This is a genomic window from Pseudazoarcus sp. NS20, from assembly GCF_059703745.1.
On sequence record NZ_BAAKIY010000002.1, the window covers coordinates 285,302 to 300,521 of the forward strand.

Annotated in this window: 19 protein-coding genes; 14 read left to right on the forward strand and 5 right to left on the reverse strand. The window is 66.3% G+C overall.

What is annotated here, in order from left to right:
- Nucleotides 1-1,242, forward strand: a complete 1,242-nt coding sequence (locus tag AC6H0W_RS07050) for an RNA polymerase sigma factor (RefSeq protein WP_497576453.1) — start codon at nucleotides 1-3, stop codon at nucleotides 1,240-1,242.
- A gap of 82 nt (nucleotides 1,243-1,324) precedes the next feature.
- Nucleotides 1,325-1,762, forward strand: coding sequence for a YybH family protein (locus AC6H0W_RS07055; RefSeq protein WP_497576454.1), 438 nt, complete (start codon nucleotides 1,325-1,327; stop codon nucleotides 1,760-1,762).
- An 18-nt stretch (nucleotides 1,763-1,780) separates the two neighbouring features.
- On the opposite strand, the gene AC6H0W_RS07060 is transcribed toward AC6H0W_RS07055, so the two are convergent.
- Together AC6H0W_RS07060 and AC6H0W_RS07065 are read right to left on the reverse strand one after the other, a co-directional pair.
- A complete protein-coding gene (locus tag AC6H0W_RS07060) occupies nucleotides 1,781-2,584 on the reverse strand; it encodes a cupin domain-containing protein (protein WP_497576455.1) in 804 nt (267 codons plus the stop codon).
- Nucleotides 2,581-3,270, reverse strand: a complete 690-nt coding sequence (locus AC6H0W_RS07065) for a sigma-70 family RNA polymerase sigma factor (protein WP_497576456.1) — start codon at nucleotides 3,268-3,270, stop codon at nucleotides 2,581-2,583. Before AC6H0W_RS07065 ends, AC6H0W_RS07060 begins: the two co-directional genes overlap by 4 nt.
- 258 nt (nucleotides 3,271-3,528) lie before the next feature.
- Between AC6H0W_RS07065 and AC6H0W_RS07070 the strand changes: the two genes are divergently transcribed.
- From AC6H0W_RS07070 to AC6H0W_RS07105, 8 genes are all read left to right on the forward strand, one after another.
- The gene (locus AC6H0W_RS07070; RefSeq protein ID WP_497576457.1) at nucleotides 3,529-4,056 is read left to right on the forward strand and encodes a DUF3455 domain-containing protein; all 528 of its coding nucleotides are present in this window, start codon (nucleotides 3,529-3,531) and stop codon (nucleotides 4,054-4,056) included.
- Nucleotides 4,057-4,205: 149 nt separating this feature from the next.
- On the forward strand, nucleotides 4,206-4,853 hold the full coding sequence (locus tag AC6H0W_RS07075; RefSeq protein ID WP_497576458.1) for a thermostable hemolysin: 648 nt from the start codon (nucleotides 4,206-4,208) through the stop codon (nucleotides 4,851-4,853).
- Nucleotides 4,837-6,321 carry an AMP-binding protein gene (locus tag AC6H0W_RS07080; RefSeq protein WP_497576459.1) on the forward strand — a complete coding sequence of 495 codons (1,485 nt, stop codon included), beginning with the start codon at nucleotides 4,837-4,839 and terminating at the stop codon, nucleotides 6,319-6,321. The genes AC6H0W_RS07075 and AC6H0W_RS07080 overlap by 17 nt, the downstream gene beginning before the upstream one ends.
- Nucleotides 6,318-6,986, forward strand: coding sequence for an iron-containing redox enzyme family protein (locus tag AC6H0W_RS07085; protein WP_497576460.1), 669 nt, complete (start codon nucleotides 6,318-6,320; stop codon nucleotides 6,984-6,986). The genes AC6H0W_RS07080 and AC6H0W_RS07085 overlap by 4 nt, the downstream gene beginning before the upstream one ends.
- Nucleotides 6,987-6,995: 9 nt before the next feature.
- Nucleotides 6,996-7,805, forward strand: a complete 810-nt coding sequence (locus tag AC6H0W_RS07090) for an SDR family oxidoreductase (protein ID WP_497576461.1) — start codon at nucleotides 6,996-6,998, stop codon at nucleotides 7,803-7,805.
- A complete protein-coding gene (locus tag AC6H0W_RS07095; protein ID WP_497576462.1) occupies nucleotides 7,802-8,455 on the forward strand; it encodes a tetratricopeptide repeat protein in 654 nt (217 codons plus the stop codon). Before AC6H0W_RS07090 ends, AC6H0W_RS07095 begins: the two co-directional genes overlap by 4 nt.
- Before the next feature lie 37 nt (nucleotides 8,456-8,492).
- Nucleotides 8,493-9,152 carry a response regulator gene (locus AC6H0W_RS07100; RefSeq protein ID WP_497576463.1) on the forward strand — a complete coding sequence of 220 codons (660 nt, stop codon included), beginning with the start codon at nucleotides 8,493-8,495 and terminating at the stop codon, nucleotides 9,150-9,152.
- On the forward strand, nucleotides 9,152-10,600 hold the full coding sequence (locus tag AC6H0W_RS07105) for an ATP-binding protein (RefSeq protein WP_497576464.1): 1,449 nt from the start codon (nucleotides 9,152-9,154) through the stop codon (nucleotides 10,598-10,600). The genes AC6H0W_RS07100 and AC6H0W_RS07105 overlap by 1 nt, the downstream gene beginning before the upstream one ends.
- A gap of 15 nt (nucleotides 10,601-10,615) precedes the next feature.
- Here the strand turns inward: AC6H0W_RS07105 and AC6H0W_RS07110 are convergent, their stop codons facing one another.
- Both AC6H0W_RS07110 and AC6H0W_RS07115 read right to left on the reverse strand, forming a co-directional pair.
- A complete protein-coding gene (locus tag AC6H0W_RS07110) occupies nucleotides 10,616-10,804 on the reverse strand; it encodes a hypothetical protein (protein WP_497576465.1) in 189 nt (62 codons plus the stop codon).
- Between the two features lie 105 nt (nucleotides 10,805-10,909).
- On the reverse strand, nucleotides 10,910-11,392 hold the full coding sequence (locus AC6H0W_RS07115; RefSeq protein ID WP_497576466.1) for a PepSY domain-containing protein: 483 nt from the start codon (nucleotides 11,390-11,392) through the stop codon (nucleotides 10,910-10,912).
- 159 nt (nucleotides 11,393-11,551) lie between these two features.
- On the opposite strand from AC6H0W_RS07115, the gene AC6H0W_RS07120 reads away from it, so the two are divergent.
- From AC6H0W_RS07120 to AC6H0W_RS07130, 3 genes are read left to right on the forward strand one after another with little or no spacing between them, the layout of a single operon-like run.
- On the forward strand, nucleotides 11,552-11,887 hold the full coding sequence (locus tag AC6H0W_RS07120) for a PepSY domain-containing protein (RefSeq protein WP_497576467.1): 336 nt from the start codon (nucleotides 11,552-11,554) through the stop codon (nucleotides 11,885-11,887).
- Nucleotides 11,887-12,561 carry a response regulator transcription factor gene (locus AC6H0W_RS07125; RefSeq protein WP_497576468.1) on the forward strand — a complete coding sequence of 225 codons (675 nt, stop codon included), beginning with the start codon at nucleotides 11,887-11,889 and terminating at the stop codon, nucleotides 12,559-12,561. Before AC6H0W_RS07120 ends, AC6H0W_RS07125 begins: the two co-directional genes overlap by 1 nt.
- Entirely contained in the window at nucleotides 12,561-13,943 is a 1,383-nt protein-coding gene (locus tag AC6H0W_RS07130; protein ID WP_497576762.1) for a sensor histidine kinase, read from the forward strand. The genes AC6H0W_RS07125 and AC6H0W_RS07130 overlap by 1 nt, the downstream gene beginning before the upstream one ends.
- A gap of 65 nt (nucleotides 13,944-14,008) precedes the next feature.
- Here AC6H0W_RS07130 and AC6H0W_RS07135 read toward each other — a convergent pair whose 3' ends face one another.
- The gene (locus tag AC6H0W_RS07135; RefSeq protein WP_497576469.1) at nucleotides 14,009-14,527 is read right to left on the reverse strand and encodes an HPP family protein; all 519 of its coding nucleotides are present in this window, start codon (nucleotides 14,525-14,527) and stop codon (nucleotides 14,009-14,011) included.
- 123 nt (nucleotides 14,528-14,650) lie between these two features.
- Between AC6H0W_RS07135 and AC6H0W_RS07140 the strand changes: the two genes are divergently transcribed.
- Nucleotides 14,651-15,202, forward strand: a complete 552-nt coding sequence (locus AC6H0W_RS07140) for a TetR/AcrR family transcriptional regulator (protein ID WP_497576470.1) — start codon at nucleotides 14,651-14,653, stop codon at nucleotides 15,200-15,202.
- Nucleotides 15,203-15,220: the final 18 nt, after the last annotated feature.

A 15,220-nucleotide genomic window follows, 5' to 3' on the forward strand; every position in this document is an offset into this window, starting at 1 on the left:
ATGATCGGGGACGTCGCCACGCGCGCCCGTGCGCAGGTCGAAAGGGTGTATCGCTCCGAATCGCGGCGCGTGCTGGCCACGTTGATCCGTCTGTTGGGTGACTTCGACGTGGCCGAAGAGGCCTTGCACGAGGCCTTTCGCGCTGCCCTGGAGCAATGGCCACGTGACGGTATCCCCGCCAATCCGGCGGCGTGGCTGGTTTCCACCGGGCGTTTCCGCGCCATCGACGGGCTGCGCCGTGCGCGGCGCTTCGAGGCGCTGGAAGACCCAGACGCCGAGGCCGACCCGGCCAGCCTTGATCCGCCCGAGCCGGAGTTGCTTGACGACGACCCGCTGCGCCTGATCTTCACCTGCTGTCACCCGGCGCTGGCGCCCGAGGCGCAGATCGCGCTGACGCTGCGCGAGGTGTGCGGGCTCACCACCGAAGAGATCGCGCGTGCCTTCCTGGTGCCGGCGCCCACGCTGGCGCAGCGCATCGTGCGTGCCAAAAGCAAGATTCGCGATGCGCGAATCCCGTATCGCGTGCCCGAGGCGCAGGAGTTGCCGGAGCGCCTCGCCAGCGTGCTGCGCGTGATCTACCTGGTGTTCAACGAGGGCTATGCGCCGTCGTCAGGCGAGGCGCTGACGCGCGCCGATCTGTCTGCGGAGGCCATCCGCCTCGGCCGGCTGTTGTGCGGCCTGCTGCCCGAGCCCGAAGCCGTGGGGCTGCTGGCGTTGATGCTGCTGCACGAATCCCGTCGTGACGCGCGCACCGACGCCTGCGGCGATCTGGTGCTGCTCGACGCGCAAGACCGCAGCCGTTGGGATGCGGCACTGATCGCCGAGGGCTGCGCGCTGGTCGAGGCAGCGCTGTCGTCCCGTCGCTTCGGCCCCTACTGCCTGCAGGCTGCCATCTCCGCCGTTCACGTCGAGGCGCCGTGCGCAACAGACACCGACTGGGCGCAGATCGTCGGTCTGTACGACGTGCTTTTGCGGGCGGAGCCTTCACCGGTGGTGGAGCTTAATCGCGCCGTGGCGGTGGCCATGCGTGATGACCCGGAAGCCGGCTTGGCTTTGGTCGAGGCGATTAATGAGCGCGGCGATCTGGCGGACTATCACCCGCTGCACGTCGCGCGCGCCGAACTCAACAGCCGCCTCGGTCGTTATGCCGAGGCGGTGGCGGCGTGGCACAGCGCGCTGGCCTTGGCGCGCACCGAGCCCGAGCGCAGGCACATCGAGCGGCGTCTGGCCGAACTTCGCTGAGCCTGTCGAAATGCTTGGCCGTTGTTCGACTAGGGTGTGCAGGCCGGGCATTTCGCCCTGCCGATCCTTCGAGGAGACGAACATGAATACCCGTAACGATGAAGCGGCCATCCGTGCCGTGATCGACACCTGGGTGGATGCCGCGCTGCATCGCGACGTGGCGCGCGTTACTTCGCTGTACGTGCAGGACGTGGTGTCGTTCGACGCCATCGGCCCGCTGCAGATCCGCGGGCTGGATGCATGGCGGGCGCATTGGGCGTCTTGCATGGCGCAGTGCCCCGGCGACATGGTGTTCCGCGTGCAAGATGTGCATGTGGAAACGGGTGGGGGCGATATCGCCTTCGCCCGCTTTCTGATGCATTGCGGCGCGACCTTGCCTGACGGCACCACGCATTCGAGCTGGATGCGCGGCACGGCCTGCTACCGGCGCGTGGGGGATGAATGGAAGATCGCGCACGATCACTGCTCGGTGCCTTTCGAGCCGGAGTCGTGCAAGGCGTTGTTCGATCTGCAGCCCTGAAAGGCCCGCTCGTAGCGCTCAGTCGAAGCGCCCGTGGATGAACAGCACGCCACCGACGTCGCTTGTCAGTTCTTCGAGCTTGGAGCCGGCGTCCAGCACGTGAAAATCCTGCTTGCACAGCAGGATGTCGCCGCAAAACACCTCACCTGACACCAGCTGGAATTCGGTGTCGCGGGTGCAGTGAATCGCCGGCAGGCGAGCGCCCGGGGCAAGGCGGATGAAGCGTGAAACGCGCTCGTCGTCGTGCCACAGGCGTTTCTCTTCGACGCCCTCGGCGATGGGCTGCCACCGGCCGGCATCGATGGTGATGGTGATGGGCGGTTCACCATCGCCGGGCCACAGGCCGCCCAGCAACTCCATCACCACGCCGACGGTGCTGCCCAGCGAACTGCCGCGCAGATACGTCAGGCATCCGTCACGCGATGTGATGGTGGCGTGGCGGCTGCCCGGTGCGGAGACGTGGTAATCGCCGGGGCCGAGGTCGAGCTCGCCCATCTGCATCGAGCCTTGCAGCACGATGCCTTCCTCGAGATGGCGGTGGCGGTGCGGCGGCAAGCTGGCGCCCGGCGCCAGTTCGATCAGCACCGAGGTGCCGTGCACGCCGTCGAGCAATGTCTTGGCGCGCACGCCCGACTTGATCGTGCGCCAGCTGCCGTGGTGTGTACGCACGGTGCGCTGCCCGGCATGGGCGCTGACGCTGGCGGCCACGCGCGCCATCAGGCGCTGGCGCAGCACGGCCTGGCGCGCTGCCGCGGGCGGCGTTTCACGCAGGGCGGGGGCGAAGAGATCGATCAGCTCTTGCTGCTCGCGATCGTCGCTCATTGAATACCCCCGTACCGCATGCCTTCGTCCATGGTGCGGCGCAAGGTCTGCAGGCTGCGCCTGATTTGCGATTTCACCGTACCCAGCGGCAAATCGGTGTGCAGCGCAATTTCCTCGTGCGAGAGGCCACGGAAGAACGCCAATGCCAGCAATTGGCGTGGCTGTGCATCCAGCGCGGCCAGCGCACAGTGCAACTGGGCGTGCTCGTGGATGGCCACCAGGGCATCGAAAGGCGATTCGCCGCCGTCCTCGTCGGCCGTGGCGCTCAGAGCCTCGTCGTCGTGCACTTCCGGCGACGCGCTGCGGCGCAGTGCATCGAGCGCGCGGGAGCGGGCCATGGTGGTTATCCATGCCATGGCGCTTCCACGCGAGGGGTCGAAACGCGGCGCCTGACGCCAGACCTGCCAGAAGACGTCTTCGGCCACTTCTTCGGCAAGCTCCGGGCGGCGCACGATGCGCAGCGCCAGGCCGTGGATGCGGCCCAGCAGAGCATCGTACAAGCTGGCGAGGGCGTCTTCGTCACGTTCGACGATGCGGGCGAGCAGGGCACACAGCGCGGTTTCATCAAGCGCTTGCAGCCGCTCGGTGCGAGCGCCTTCATCCATGGCAGCGTGGAACGCGTCCGCGGCTTCGTCGGCGGGGTGAGTCTCGCCGTCGTGTTGTCCGTCGTCGGAGTCCGAATGCACCGGGTGCTGTCCGCCGTCATGTCCTCAATCCGCCATCTTAGAGCCAGGCGCGCCGTTAGGCGACCGTCTTGTTGCCGTCTTCACGGCTTCTCTTCCGTACTACGCAGCCAATGCCGAGCCGGATGCGGCGAGATGCCTTGTTACAAGTTCCACGCATCCGGCATGCATCCATTCGGGGTCCGGCTGCGTAATGCAAGACAGGTACCCGCTGTGCGGGACCGTTCATTTTTCGTCTCATCCACTTGCAAGGAGAGTCACATGTCCGTTATCCGCTCGATTGTTTCCGCTTCGCTGGTTGTTTCCGCCACGTCTGCCTTCGCCATGGTCGACAACGCAGCCCTGCCTGAGCCGGTTCGCGCCCCTGCCGGCGCCGAGATGACTCTGTGGTCAGTGGGCAAGGGTGAAATCACCTACATCTGCAAAGAGAAAGCCGATCAGGCTGGCGCCTACGGCTGGGTGTTCGGTGCACCCGATGCCAAGCTGTATGACAAGGACGACAAGGTCATCGGCAAGTACTACGGTGGCCCGACCTGGGAAGCCAATGACGGCTCGAAGGTGACCGGCAAGCAGTTGGCCGTTGCGCCCAACGGCAGTGGCAACATCCCGCTGCAACTGGTGCAGACTCAGCCGGCGATGGGCTCGGGCGTGCTTGAAGGCACGACCTACATCCAGCGCCTGAACACCAAGGGTGGTGTGGCCCCGTCGGCAACCTGCGACAAGGGTTCGGCTGGCAAGGAAATGACCGTGAAGTACGAAGCCGATTACGTGTTCTACGGCAAGAAGTAAGCGGCTGTCCCCTCCCGCCGCCCGTGCAGGGCGGCGTTCGGGCCCGGTGGAGTGATCCCCGGGCCTTTTTGTTTGCATATTCGCCAGTCTTAAGATTTCCCTAAGAATCGGCTTCGAGAATCGGTTCCGTGTTCAACGGAGTGAAGCCCATGTGCCCTTCCCGATTCCTACCCGACGCCAGCCAGGCGGACGCCGCCTGCTGGATCGTGTCGCGCCGCGGTTCGATGCTGCGCAAGCCGTTCGAGCGCTTCGTGGCGCGGCGTTTTGCCGACCGCTTCGGCGCGCACGTCTCGCGTTTCATGCCGGAGTTGCACGGGCTGGTCGACGTCGATGCCAATCTGCGTGCGGTCGTCGGTTTGTGTCCGGCCGATTCAGGCCCTTTGTTCCTTGAGCGCTACCTTGATCAGCCGATCGAGCAGGTGCTGGCTGCCGCGCATGGCCAGGCGGTCGAGCGTAGTCGCATCATCGAGGTCGGTAATCTCGCGGTGGCCGGAACATCGGGGGTGCGCGCCTTGCTGGTGCCGCTGACCGCCCGATTGGCCGCAGCAGGCTATGACTGGGTGGTATTCACCGGCACGGACTTGCTGCGCAACTCCTTCCATCGCCTTGGCCTTGCGCCGCTGCGGCTGACCGAAGCCGACCCCGGGCGACTTGGCGCTGAAGCGGCCGATTGGGGCAGTTACTACGCGCACCGCCCGTGCGTGATGGCGGGGCGCATCGAGGAGGGCTGTGCCTCCTTGCTGCGTCGTGGCCCGGCAAACGCCATGCAGGAGGGAAATCATGTCCTCACGGCTTGAGACTCTGTTTGCCGCGATTGCCCGGCGCCGCAACAAGACGGTGCTGCGCGAGGGCGACATGCGCCTGGACGGCGGTGAAGTGATGGAACTCGTCATCGTGCGCTCCGCTCGCCTGCGCCGGCTCGGATGCCGGCGTGTTGCGGTGGCGCTCGACAACGGGCTGGACTGGGCTTTGTGGGACTTGGCGCTGCTGCACGCCGGCTTGGTGTCCGTGCCCTTGCCAGCGTTTTTTTCGCCCCAGCAGAAACGTCACGTGCTCAATGCGGCGGGGGTGGATTGCGTGATCGGGCGCGACGTCTCGGCGCTTGAGCCGGCCGGCTTCCATTCGGACGACGGGCGCATTGCGCTGCGCCCGCCGTGCGATGCGCCGTCCGTACATCCCGGCACGGCCAAGATCACCTTCACTTCGGGCACCACCGGGCGTCCCAAAGGCGTATGTCTGGATATCGATACCCAGCTTGCGGTGGCCGACAGCCTGCGCGTTGCCACCACCGAGGCACGGGTGACCCGCCACATGTCGGTGCTGCCGCTGTCGGTGCTGCTCGAGAACATCGCCGGCCTGTACGCCCCGTTGCTGACCGGAATCGAAGTCGATCTGGCACCGCTGGCCGAACTCGGCATCAGCGGGTCGAGCCGGCTCGACGCCGTGTGCCTGCTCGAACGGCTGCGCAGTCGCAGCCCGAGCAGCATCATCCTCACCCCGCAAATGCTCAAGGAGGTGGTGACGGCGCTCGAGAACGGTGCGCACGGGCCGGATTCGCTGCGCTTCGTGGCGGTGGGCGGTGCCCATGCCGCGCCGGCCTTGCTGCAGCGTGCCGGTGCCGTCGGCCTGCCGGTGTTCGAGGGGTATGGCTTGTCGGAATGCGCTTCGGTGGTGTGCCTGAGCACGCCGTCTGCCAGCCGCGTCGGCTCGATCGGCACGGTGGGGCAGCCTCTGCCGCACTGTGAAGTGCGCGTGGCCGACGATGGCGAGCTGCTGGTACGTGGCCCGCACATGCTGGGTTATCTGGGTGAAGCGCCGCTGGAAGGTGAATGGCTGGCCACCGGTGATCTGGGCGCCATCGACGCTGCCGGCCGAGTGAAGTTGAACGGCCGCAAGAAGCATCTGTTCATCACGGGCTGGGGGCGCAACGTGTCGCCCGAGTGGGTCGAGGCCGAGCTGACCGGGCAGGCGCCGATCGCGCAGGCTTGGTTGTACGGAGAGGCCCTGCCGCAGAACTTCGCGCTGCTCGTGCCGCGCCGCCCGGACGTATCCGACCACGAAATCGAACTTGTCGTGGCAGCCGTCAATCGCGAGTTGCCCGACTACATGCGTGTGCATCGCTGGCTGCGCGCGCCGGACTTCTTCACGCCAGCCAATGGTCTGGCGACCGACAACGGTCGCCTGCGCCGGGACGTGCTTGCCGAGCGCTACCGCGAGGTGATCGCGTCCTTCCAATCCCCCGTCCTGCAAGGAGAACCGACATGAACTTCCATGACAGCCTGATCGAGCGCACCACCGCCGAACGCGACTACCTGTTCGATGCGCCGATCCTCAACGACCTGGCCGAAGGGCGCATCACGCGCGACAGCTACATCGCCTTCCTGGCCAACGCCTATCACCACGTGCGTCACACCGTGCCGCTGCTGATGGCCTGCGGCGCACGTTTGCCCGACCGCCTCGATTGGCTGCGCATGCCGGTGGTGGATTACATCGAAGAAGAGGCCGGCCACGAACAGTGGATTCTCGATGATCTGCGCGCCTGCGGGGCCGACGTGCGCCAGGTGCGCGAGGGTGAGCCGTCGATGCCCATCGAGCTGCTGGTGAGCTACGTGCATGACCGCATCGCGCGCGTCAGCCCGGTCAGCGTGTTCGGCATGGTGCTGGTGCTCGAAGGCACCAGCGTGCAACTGGCCAGCAGCGTGGCCGACGTGGTGCAGCAGCGTCTGGGCCTGCCGGACGAGGCCTTCACCTACCTGCGCTCGCACGGTGCGCTGGACATCGAGCATCTACAGGGCTTCCGCGCGCTGATGGACAAGCTCTATCACCCGGACGACCGTGAAGCGGTGGTGCACACGGCGCGTGTGGTGTATCGCCTGTACGGCGACATGCTGCGCCAGTTGCCGCGCGCCAAAGTCGCCCTGGCGGCCTGAGAGAGCGCCATGGACATCGACAACAAGCGCTTCGTCATCACCGGAGCCAGCGGCGGCATCGGGCGCGAACTGGCCGTGCGTCTGGCGGCGGAGGGCGCGCGCTTGCTGGTGGTCGGCCGGCGGCAGGCGCCGCTCGACGAACTGGTTGAACTGGCGCCGGGGCGGGTGCGTGCCGTGTGCGCCGACCTCACCACGGCACAGGGGCGCGATGCCGTGCTGGCTGCGGCGCGCCTGTGGGGTGGTCTGGACGGGCTGGTGCAATGCGCCGGGGCGGGCGGTTTCGGGCTGCTCGACGAACAGGACGATGCCACCCTGGCGGCCCTGATCGACACCAACGTGACCACCGTGCTGCAGCTCACGCGGCGCCTGCTGCCCTTGCTGCGCGAGGCTGACGAAGCGGTGATCCTGAATGTCGGATCCACCCTCGGCTCCATCGGCCACCCCGGTTTCGTGGGCTACTGCGCCAGCAAGTTCGCGCTGCGCGGTCTGTCCGAGGCGCTGCGTCGCGAGCTTGCCGACACGCGCATCCGCGTGCTCTACGTGGCGCCGCGCGCAACGCAGACGTCCATGAACCCCGACCGTCTGGTGGCCATGAACCGTGATCTCGAAGTGGCCATGGACCCGCCCGAGCGAGTTGCCGCAGTAGTTCATGCCGCACTGCGCAGTGGCCGCGAAGAAACCTACATCGGTTGGCCCGAGCGTTTGTTCGTGCGGCTCAACGGCTTGCTGCCGCGCTGCGTCGATCAAGCCCTGCGGCGCCGCTTGCCGACCATCCTGCGTTTTGCCCGTGACCCTTCGATCGAAAGGACTTCCCCATGAAAAAGACCATCCGAAACGTGCTGCTGGTGACTGCCTGCCTGTGGAATCTGTCGGCCTTCGCGCTCGATGAGCGCGGCACGCAGCGCCTGGAGTATCTGCAGCAGAGCTGGGCGGCCATCAACTACCGCACGCCGCAGGGTGAGCGCGAGGCTGCCTTCGAGCGCTTGGATGCCGAGGCGCGTGAGGCGCTGGCCGATGCTCCGGCCTCGGCCGAGCTGTTGATCTGGCACGGCATCATCCAGGCCAGTTGGGCACGTGAGAAGGGTGGTCTGGGGGCGCTCGATCTGGTTAAACAGGCGCGTGCCAACCTCGAAGCCGCGCTTGAGCTCGACCCGTCGGCGCTGGACGGCTCGGCCTATACCAGCCTCGGCTCGCTGTATTACCAGGTACCCGGCTGGCCGATTGCCTTTCGCGACGACAAGCGCGCCGAAGCCTTGCTGAAGAAGGCGCTGGAACTCAACCCCGATGGCATCGACCCCAACTATTTCTATGGCGATTTGCTGTTCCGCGAGAAGCGCTATGATGAATCGCGCGTGGCCTTGCTGCGCGCGCAGGCCGCTGCCGCGCGGCCGGGGCGTGAAGTGGCCGACGACGGCCGCCGCGCCGAGATCACCGCGCTGCTGGCGAAGGTGAATCAGCAGTTGAACTGACGCGGCGTTTCAACACGCCACGAGCCGGGGAGAGGGGATGCGGGTACTGCTGGTCGAGGATGATCAGGATCTGGGCGAGGGCATACGCGTTGCCCTCAAACCCGAGCGCTACGCCGTCGATTGGTTGCAGGACGGCCGCAGTGCCTTGCATGCGCTCTCTACCGAGAGCTTCGACATCGCCATTCTCGACCTCGGCCTGCCGCGCATGGATGGGCTGGAGGTGCTGCGCGCGCTGCGTGCGGCGGGCAACCCGCTGCCGGTGCTGGTGCTCACCGCACGCGATGCGACTTCCGACCGCATTGCCGGGCTGGACGCCGGGGCGGACGACTACCTCGTCAAGCCCTTCGACGTGGCCGAGCTCAAGGCTCGGCTGCGCGCATTGTTGCGGCGCAGTTTCAACCGCCCGCAGCCGGCGCTGGTGTATCGCAACATCTCGCTCGATCCGGCCTCCCAGGCGGTTACCCTGGACGACACGCCGGTGTCGCTGACCCCCAAGGAATTCCTGCTGCTGCACGAACTGCTCAGCCAGCCCGGCCGCGTATTCACGCGCGACAAGCTGCAGCAGGTGCTGTACGGCTGGGATGAAGACGTCGAAAGCAATGCGCTGGAAGTCCATGTGCATCACCTGCGGCGCAAGTTTTCCAGCGACCTGATTCGCACCGTGCGCGGCATCGGCTATCTGGTGGACAAGGCCTGATGCGCTCCATCCGTTCGCGCACGCTGGTGCTGGTGCTCACCCTGTTGGGCGTCTCGATGACGCTGCTGGCCTACAAGGGCTATCGCGATGCGCGCCACGAGATCGAAGAGTTGTTCGACGCGCAGTTGGCGCAGAGTGCCCGGCTGGTGCTGGGCCTGGTCACGCACGATGTTGATGGGGGCGAGCGCGCCGTGCTCCAACGCGTGCTCGACGATGCCGCAAGCAGCGCCCGGGAGGGCCGCCCCGGCCACCATTACGAGCGGCGCCTGATGTTCCAGTTGGTCGATGGTGAGGGTGCGACACTACTTGAATCGGCCAGCGCGCCGGCGGGCCTGCTGACCAGCCTGTTGCAGCAGGCCGGCCGGCCTGACGGCATGCCGGTCGGACAGGCGTTGAACGAACTGGGTGGCCAGCTCGGGGGGTACCGCAATGTCGAGCTCGGTGGCCGGCATGGCTGGCGGGTGTTCGTGCTGCCCGACGAAATCGGCACGCGTTGGGTGATCGTCGGGGAGCGTGACGACGTGCGCGGTGAAATGGTCGGCAGCATCACGCTGCGCGGGCTGGTGCCCGACTTGATCGGCCTGCCGCTGATCGCGCTGCTGGTGTGGCTGGCGGTGGGGTGGGGCTTGGCGCCACTGCAGCGCATGGTCAGCACCATCCGCTCGCGCGATGCCGACAACCTTGCGCCGATGTCGATGGCCCCGCTACCGGCCGAGCTCGAGCCCGTGATTGCTGCGCTCAATCGTCTGCTGGCTCAGGTCGATACGGTGCTCGAACGCGAAAAGCGCTTTCTCGCCGATGCTGCGCACGAGTTGCGCACGCCGCTCGCGGTGCTGCGCATTCAGGCGCAGAACGCGGTGGATGCGGCGGACCCCGAAGATCGCGCCCACTCACTGCGCGCCCTCGGCGGCGGGGTCGAGCGTGCCACCCGTGTGGTCGAGCAGTTGCTAACGCTGGCTCGTCTGGAGCCCGGCGCCGCCGGCATGGCGCGCACGGAACATGATCTGGGTGTGGTGGTGCGTGAGGAGCTGGCCGAGCTCACGCCGCTCGCGCTCGCGCGCCATCAGGAGCTTGATTACATCGCCGACGAGCAGGCCGGCTTGCGCCTGCCGTGTGACGCCGCCGGCATCGGCACGCTGGTGCGCAATCTGGTCGGCAACGCCATTCGTCATGCGCCCAAGGGTGGGCGTATCCGGGTGAGCCTGGAGCGGGGCGACGGCATCTTGCGGCTCAGCGTGGAAGATGATGGCGCAGGCGTGCCGGAGACTGATCGCGCGCGCTTGACGGAGCGCTTCTGCCGCTTGGACGAAGGCGGCGGCGCCGGGCTGGGGTTGTCGATTGCGTTGCGCGTGGTCGAACTGCATGGCGGCAACCTGCGCTTCGGCGCCTCGCCGCTGGGCGGGTTGGGTGTGGATGTCGAGCTGCCGGCGGGCGATGTCACCCTGTGACCACCTGATGGCGTTTCAGGTGTCGACCCTTCCGCTGCCCTGACAGCCCGGGCACACGTCCCCGCTGTCCGCCAGAATGCCCTCACCGCCGCATGCCGGGCAGCTTTTCCCGCGCGGCGCGGGCTTGCGACCCATATGCAGGCCCCAGCGGCGTTCGAAGGTGTTGAAGAACCAGTTCAGCAGTTTCACGAGTACGTCGATCATTCAGTTGCGAGCGCAATCCGCTGCACGAGTTTCCCGTGTGTGAGGATTGTGACAAATCAGCGGCAGGGCATCGGCCGGCGTTGGCTTGGCCGATGCCCTGATGCCTCAGCGCTGCTTGCCGTGCTTGACCTCGATTTTCACGACCTCGCCGGTGATCGGATGCACGTCCAGTTCCACGTGCCGGCCCTGCGCGTCGGTGGCCTTGACCTCGTAGCCGTCGGATTCACGCTCGACCTCGGTGAAATTGCTGTAGCCGGCTTCGGCCAGGCGGCTGAGGATTGCCTGTGCATCCAGCCACTGGTCGTTCATGACCTTGCCGGTGAGCGGATCGACGTGGAGTTTCACGCGCTGTCCGTTGGAATCCGTGGCCTTGACGCGGTAGCCGGTGGATTTGCGCTCCACTTCCTCGAAGTTGCGGTAGCCCGCCGCTTCCAGTCGCTGCACGATGTCCTGTGCGCCCAGCCATTCGCTGCCGGCGCTTGCGGCAGGGCGTTCGGCATTGGGTTGCGGCGCCTGGGCCAGGGCACTGCCCGCGGCCACGAAGCTGGCACTCATCACGATGGCGGCAAGAAGGCTGTTGTTTTTCATGGTCTACTCCTCAGTCATGTTGAATTCAGGCCGCTGATCCGACCCTGGGACGCATTCTGGATTCGGCTGACTGAATCGATCCTGAATGGCGTGTTCACGTGTCGTTCATGTCTGGCGGGTTAAAAGCGCACTGGATGAACCAGCGAAAGAGGGAAGGGCGTGAAGAATTTTTCCGTAGCGAACGTGTGCAGGGGCGCCTGTGTGGTGCTTGCCATGGCCTTGCTGCCGGCACCTCTTCTGCATGCCGACGATGACGACCATGAACGCGCGCGCCGCGCACTGGAGGCGGGCGAGATCCTGCCGCTGCGCGTAGTGCTGGACCGCGTCGCGGTGGAGTACCCCGGCGAGGTGCTGGAAGTCGAGCTGGAGCGTGAGGACGGCATGTGGATCTACGAGATCAAGTTACTCAGCCGCGACGGCGGCATGCTCGAGCTTGAACTCGACGCGCGCGAGGCGTCGGTGCTGAAGGTCAAGGGCCGCAAGGGGAAACGCTGATGCGACTGCTGGTGGTGGAGGATGAGCCGGCGCTGGCGGCACAATTGCGTGAGGCCCTGCACGGGGCCGGTTATGCCGTCGATTGCGCGGCCGATGGCGTGGATGGTCATTACCTAGGCGAGGTTGAACGCTACGACGCCGTAGTGCTCGATCTCGGGCTGCCGCGCATGGACGGCCTCACCGTACTGCGCAAATGGCGCGCGGCGGATATGCGCGTGCCGGTGCTGATCCTGACCGCGCGCGATGGCTGGCATGAGAAGGTGACGGGCATCGACGCCGGCGCCGATGATTACCTGACCAAGCCGTTCAACATGCAAGAGCTGTTGGCCCGTCTGCGTGCGCTCATCCGGCGCTCGGCGGGGCACGCCAGCTCGATCATCGAACTCGGCCCGCTGGTGCTCGACACCGCACGCGGCGAAGTGACCGTGAGTGGGGTCGGGGTGGCACTGACCAGCCACGAGTTCCGCCTGCTGTCCTACCTGATGCACCGCCCTGAACAGGTGATCTCGCGCAGTGAGCTGACTGAACACCTGTATGCGCAGGACTACGAGCGTGATTCCAACACCATTGAGGTGTTCGTCACCCGTCTGCGCAAGAAGCTGCCCGCCGGCAGCATCGAAACCGTGCGCGGTCTGGGTTACCGCCTGGTGGGCAGCGCGGAGCCCTCTGCGTGATGAAGGTTTTGCTGGCGCGCTGGCGGGGCTCCCTGTGGCTGCGGCTGCTGCTCGGCACCGCGTGCTGGGTCGTGTTGGCCGTGCTGGTGGCGGGCTGGGGGCTGTCGTCGCTGTTCAGTCAGCATGTGCAGCGCCAGTTCCAGACGGAGCTTGGCACGCACCTCGATCAGTTGGCGGCAGCGCTCATAGTCGGTGCGGATGGCGAACTTGCGCTGCGCGCGCCGCTTAGCGATCCGCGCCTGCTGCGGCCGTATTCCGGGCTGTACTGGCAGCTCGACCAACTCGATGAGCGCGGTGAACTGGAGCGCGTGGGTGCGTTGCGCTCGCGTTCTCTGTGGGACGGCGTGCTGGCGGTGCCCGCTGACGCGCCGACGGGCGGCGGCTTGCATTTGTACGCGGCCACGGCTCCGGACGGTGAGCGGGTGCTGGTACTGGAGCAGACTATGCGCCCGGTGAGCGCGCCGGATCGTCCAGTACGCGTGCTTGTCGCCGGCAACGAGTCGTTCGTGGTCGAGCCGGTGAGCCGCTTCAACGGCTTGCTCACGCTGTCGCTGGTGATTCTGTCGCTGGGGCTGATCCTAGCCACGCTGGTGCAACTGCGCATTGCGCTCAAGCCCATGGGGCGGCTGCGTGCCGAACTGGCGCGTGTGCACGATGGCCTCGCGCCGCGCATCGACGGCGTGTATCCGAGCGAAATCCAACCTCTGGTGGAGGAGTTCAATGGCGTACTGGCCAACAACGCCGAAGTCGTCGCGCGTGCGCGGACGCAGGCCGGAAACCTCGCCCACGCGCTGAAAACTCCTCTCGCGATACTGCGCAATTCTGCCGGGGGGGATGAAGGTGCGCTGGCCAAGACCGTGGTTGAGCAGACCCGCCTGGCAAACCGCCACATCGATCACCACCTCGCGCGCGCGCGCGCTGCTGCAGCCGTGCGTGTACCCGGCCGCAGGGTAGAGGTGCGACCGGTGCTGGAAGGGCTGCTGCGTGTGATGAGCCGCGTGCATGCCGAACAGCAGCGGGCCCTGAGCTTGAGCGAGTGCCCGCCGCACCTGTGTTTTGCAGGCGAGGAGCAGGATTTGCAAGAGATGCTCGGCAATCTGCTGGATAACGCCTGCAAGTGGGCGCGCAGCACGGTGTCGGCGAGTGTGGTGCAGGAAGGGCACAGCCTGTGCATCAACATTGAAGACGACGGACCGGGTTTGCCCGCCGAGGTGCGCCAGACGGTGCTGCAACGTGGTGTGCGAGCGGATGAGCAATTGCCGGGTTCAGGCTTGGGGCTGGCCATCGTGCGCGATCTGGCGCGACTGTATGGCGGCGAGGTTTTGCTGGATGCATCGGCGAGTGGCGGCCTGCGTGCGCGCCTCAGCTTGCCGGCCGCCTGAGACGCCTGTTCAAGGCGCCGGCAGGCGGCTGGAAGGCCGACTGGTCCGACGCCTGTCCTTGCGGCTCACCAGTAACGCGGATAGCTGTTTTTCTTGCGCAGGTTATTCACCAGCAGTGCCACCAGTACGATCGCCACCGAGCCGGCCAGTACGGGCGTGAGCAGGAAGTCGGGCGTGGCTTGGCTGGCGATGACCACCATCGGGTTGGCGCCGGCCGGTGGGTGGATGACGCGCAGCACCTGCATTGCCCCCAGCGCCAGCCCGGTGGCCACGGCCATGCTCAGCCAGCCATCGCCAATCAACCACAGCGCCAGCAGCCCGATGATGGTGGCCACGACATGCCCGCCCACAATGTGACGTGGCTGCGCCAGCGGGCTGTCCGGTAGACCGAAGGCCAGCACGCAGGTGGCACCGAAAGGCGCCATTTGCCATACGTAACCGGAAGCCTGCGTGAGCCAGCCGGTCAGTGCGATGGCCAGAATTGCGCCAAAGGTCGAAGCAAGGACGAAACGTATCGGCGGGGCCGGCGGCAGGCTGATGACGGGCGGCGTAGCCGACGGGGCGGTGGATGAAAGCTTGGTCATGACGATCTCCTGAAGTGAGGGGCGGGCGGTTCCCGGCGCAGCCACGAGCCAAAAGTAAACCGATCGGTATACTAAGTCAACCGATCGGTTTACTTTTGTTTTTTTCAACGCCATACTCAAGCCATGAAAAAACGTGAAGATCTCGTCCAGAGCGCCTTTGACTTGTTCTACCGTCAGGGCTTTCACGCCACTGGTGTCGATCAGTTGAGCCGTGAAAGCAACGTCACCAAGCGCACGCTGTACCGCTATTTCGAGACCAAGGAGGACCTTGTGCAGGCTGCGCTGCGCTATCGCGACGAGCGCTTCTTTGCCAAGATGCGCGCGCGCATCGAGGCCGAGGCGGTGCCTGAGCGCGCGGGCGCCTACGTGGAGTTCATCATCGAGTGGACGCGCGAACCGGGCTTTCACGGTTGCGCGTTCATCAATGCCGCGGCCGAGTTTCCGGCGGCGTCGGACGCTGCCCATGCCATCTCGGCCGAGCACAAGGCGTTGCTGCGTGACTACCTCATCGGTGTGTGCCGCGACGCCGGGCTGCAGGCGCCGGAGTCCGCCGCGTTGCAGCTTTTCCTGCTGGGCGAGGGCCTCACCGTGGCGGCTCAGGTATCCGGCCCGGACGAAGCGCTGGAGCGTGAAGCCCGCGCGCTGGCCGCAGGGCTGGCCCGCGTGGCCCAATGAAAAAGGGCGACGGTCTGC

Coding starts and splice junctions, on each gene's coding strand:
- AC6H0W_RS07050 (WP_497576453.1), top strand. CDS start 1: ATGATCGGGGACGTCGCCACGCGCGCCCGTGCGCAGGTCGAAAGGGTG.
- AC6H0W_RS07055 (WP_497576454.1), top strand. CDS start 1,325: ATGAATACCCGTAACGATGAAGCGGCCATCCGTGCCGTGATCGACACC.
- AC6H0W_RS07060 (WP_497576455.1), bottom strand. CDS start 2,584: ATGAGCGACGATCGCGAGCAGCAAGAGCTGATCGATCTCTTCGCCCCC.
- AC6H0W_RS07070 (WP_497576457.1), top strand. CDS start 3,529: ATGTCCGTTATCCGCTCGATTGTTTCCGCTTCGCTGGTTGTTTCCGCC.
- AC6H0W_RS07075 (WP_497576458.1), top strand. CDS start 4,206: ATGTGCCCTTCCCGATTCCTACCCGACGCCAGCCAGGCGGACGCCGCC.
- AC6H0W_RS07080 (WP_497576459.1), top strand. CDS start 4,837: ATGTCCTCACGGCTTGAGACTCTGTTTGCCGCGATTGCCCGGCGCCGC.
- AC6H0W_RS07085 (WP_497576460.1), top strand. CDS start 6,318: ATGAACTTCCATGACAGCCTGATCGAGCGCACCACCGCCGAACGCGAC.
- AC6H0W_RS07090 (WP_497576461.1), top strand. CDS start 6,996: ATGGACATCGACAACAAGCGCTTCGTCATCACCGGAGCCAGCGGCGGC.
- AC6H0W_RS07095 (WP_497576462.1), top strand. CDS start 7,802: ATGAAAAAGACCATCCGAAACGTGCTGCTGGTGACTGCCTGCCTGTGG.
- AC6H0W_RS07100 (WP_497576463.1), top strand. CDS start 8,493: ATGCGGGTACTGCTGGTCGAGGATGATCAGGATCTGGGCGAGGGCATA.
- AC6H0W_RS07105 (WP_497576464.1), top strand. CDS start 9,152: ATGCGCTCCATCCGTTCGCGCACGCTGGTGCTGGTGCTCACCCTGTTG.
- AC6H0W_RS07110 (WP_497576465.1), bottom strand. CDS start 10,804: ATGATCGACGTACTCGTGAAACTGCTGAACTGGTTCTTCAACACCTTC.
- AC6H0W_RS07115 (WP_497576466.1), bottom strand. CDS start 11,392: ATGAAAAACAACAGCCTTCTTGCCGCCATCGTGATGAGTGCCAGCTTC.
- AC6H0W_RS07125 (WP_497576468.1), top strand. CDS start 11,887: ATGCGACTGCTGGTGGTGGAGGATGAGCCGGCGCTGGCGGCACAATTG.
- AC6H0W_RS07130 (WP_497576762.1), top strand. CDS start 12,561: ATGAAGGTTTTGCTGGCGCGCTGGCGGGGCTCCCTGTGGCTGCGGCTG.
- AC6H0W_RS07135 (WP_497576469.1), bottom strand. CDS start 14,527: ATGACCAAGCTTTCATCCACCGCCCCGTCGGCTACGCCGCCCGTCATC.
- AC6H0W_RS07140 (WP_497576470.1), top strand. CDS start 14,651: ATGAAAAAACGTGAAGATCTCGTCCAGAGCGCCTTTGACTTGTTCTAC.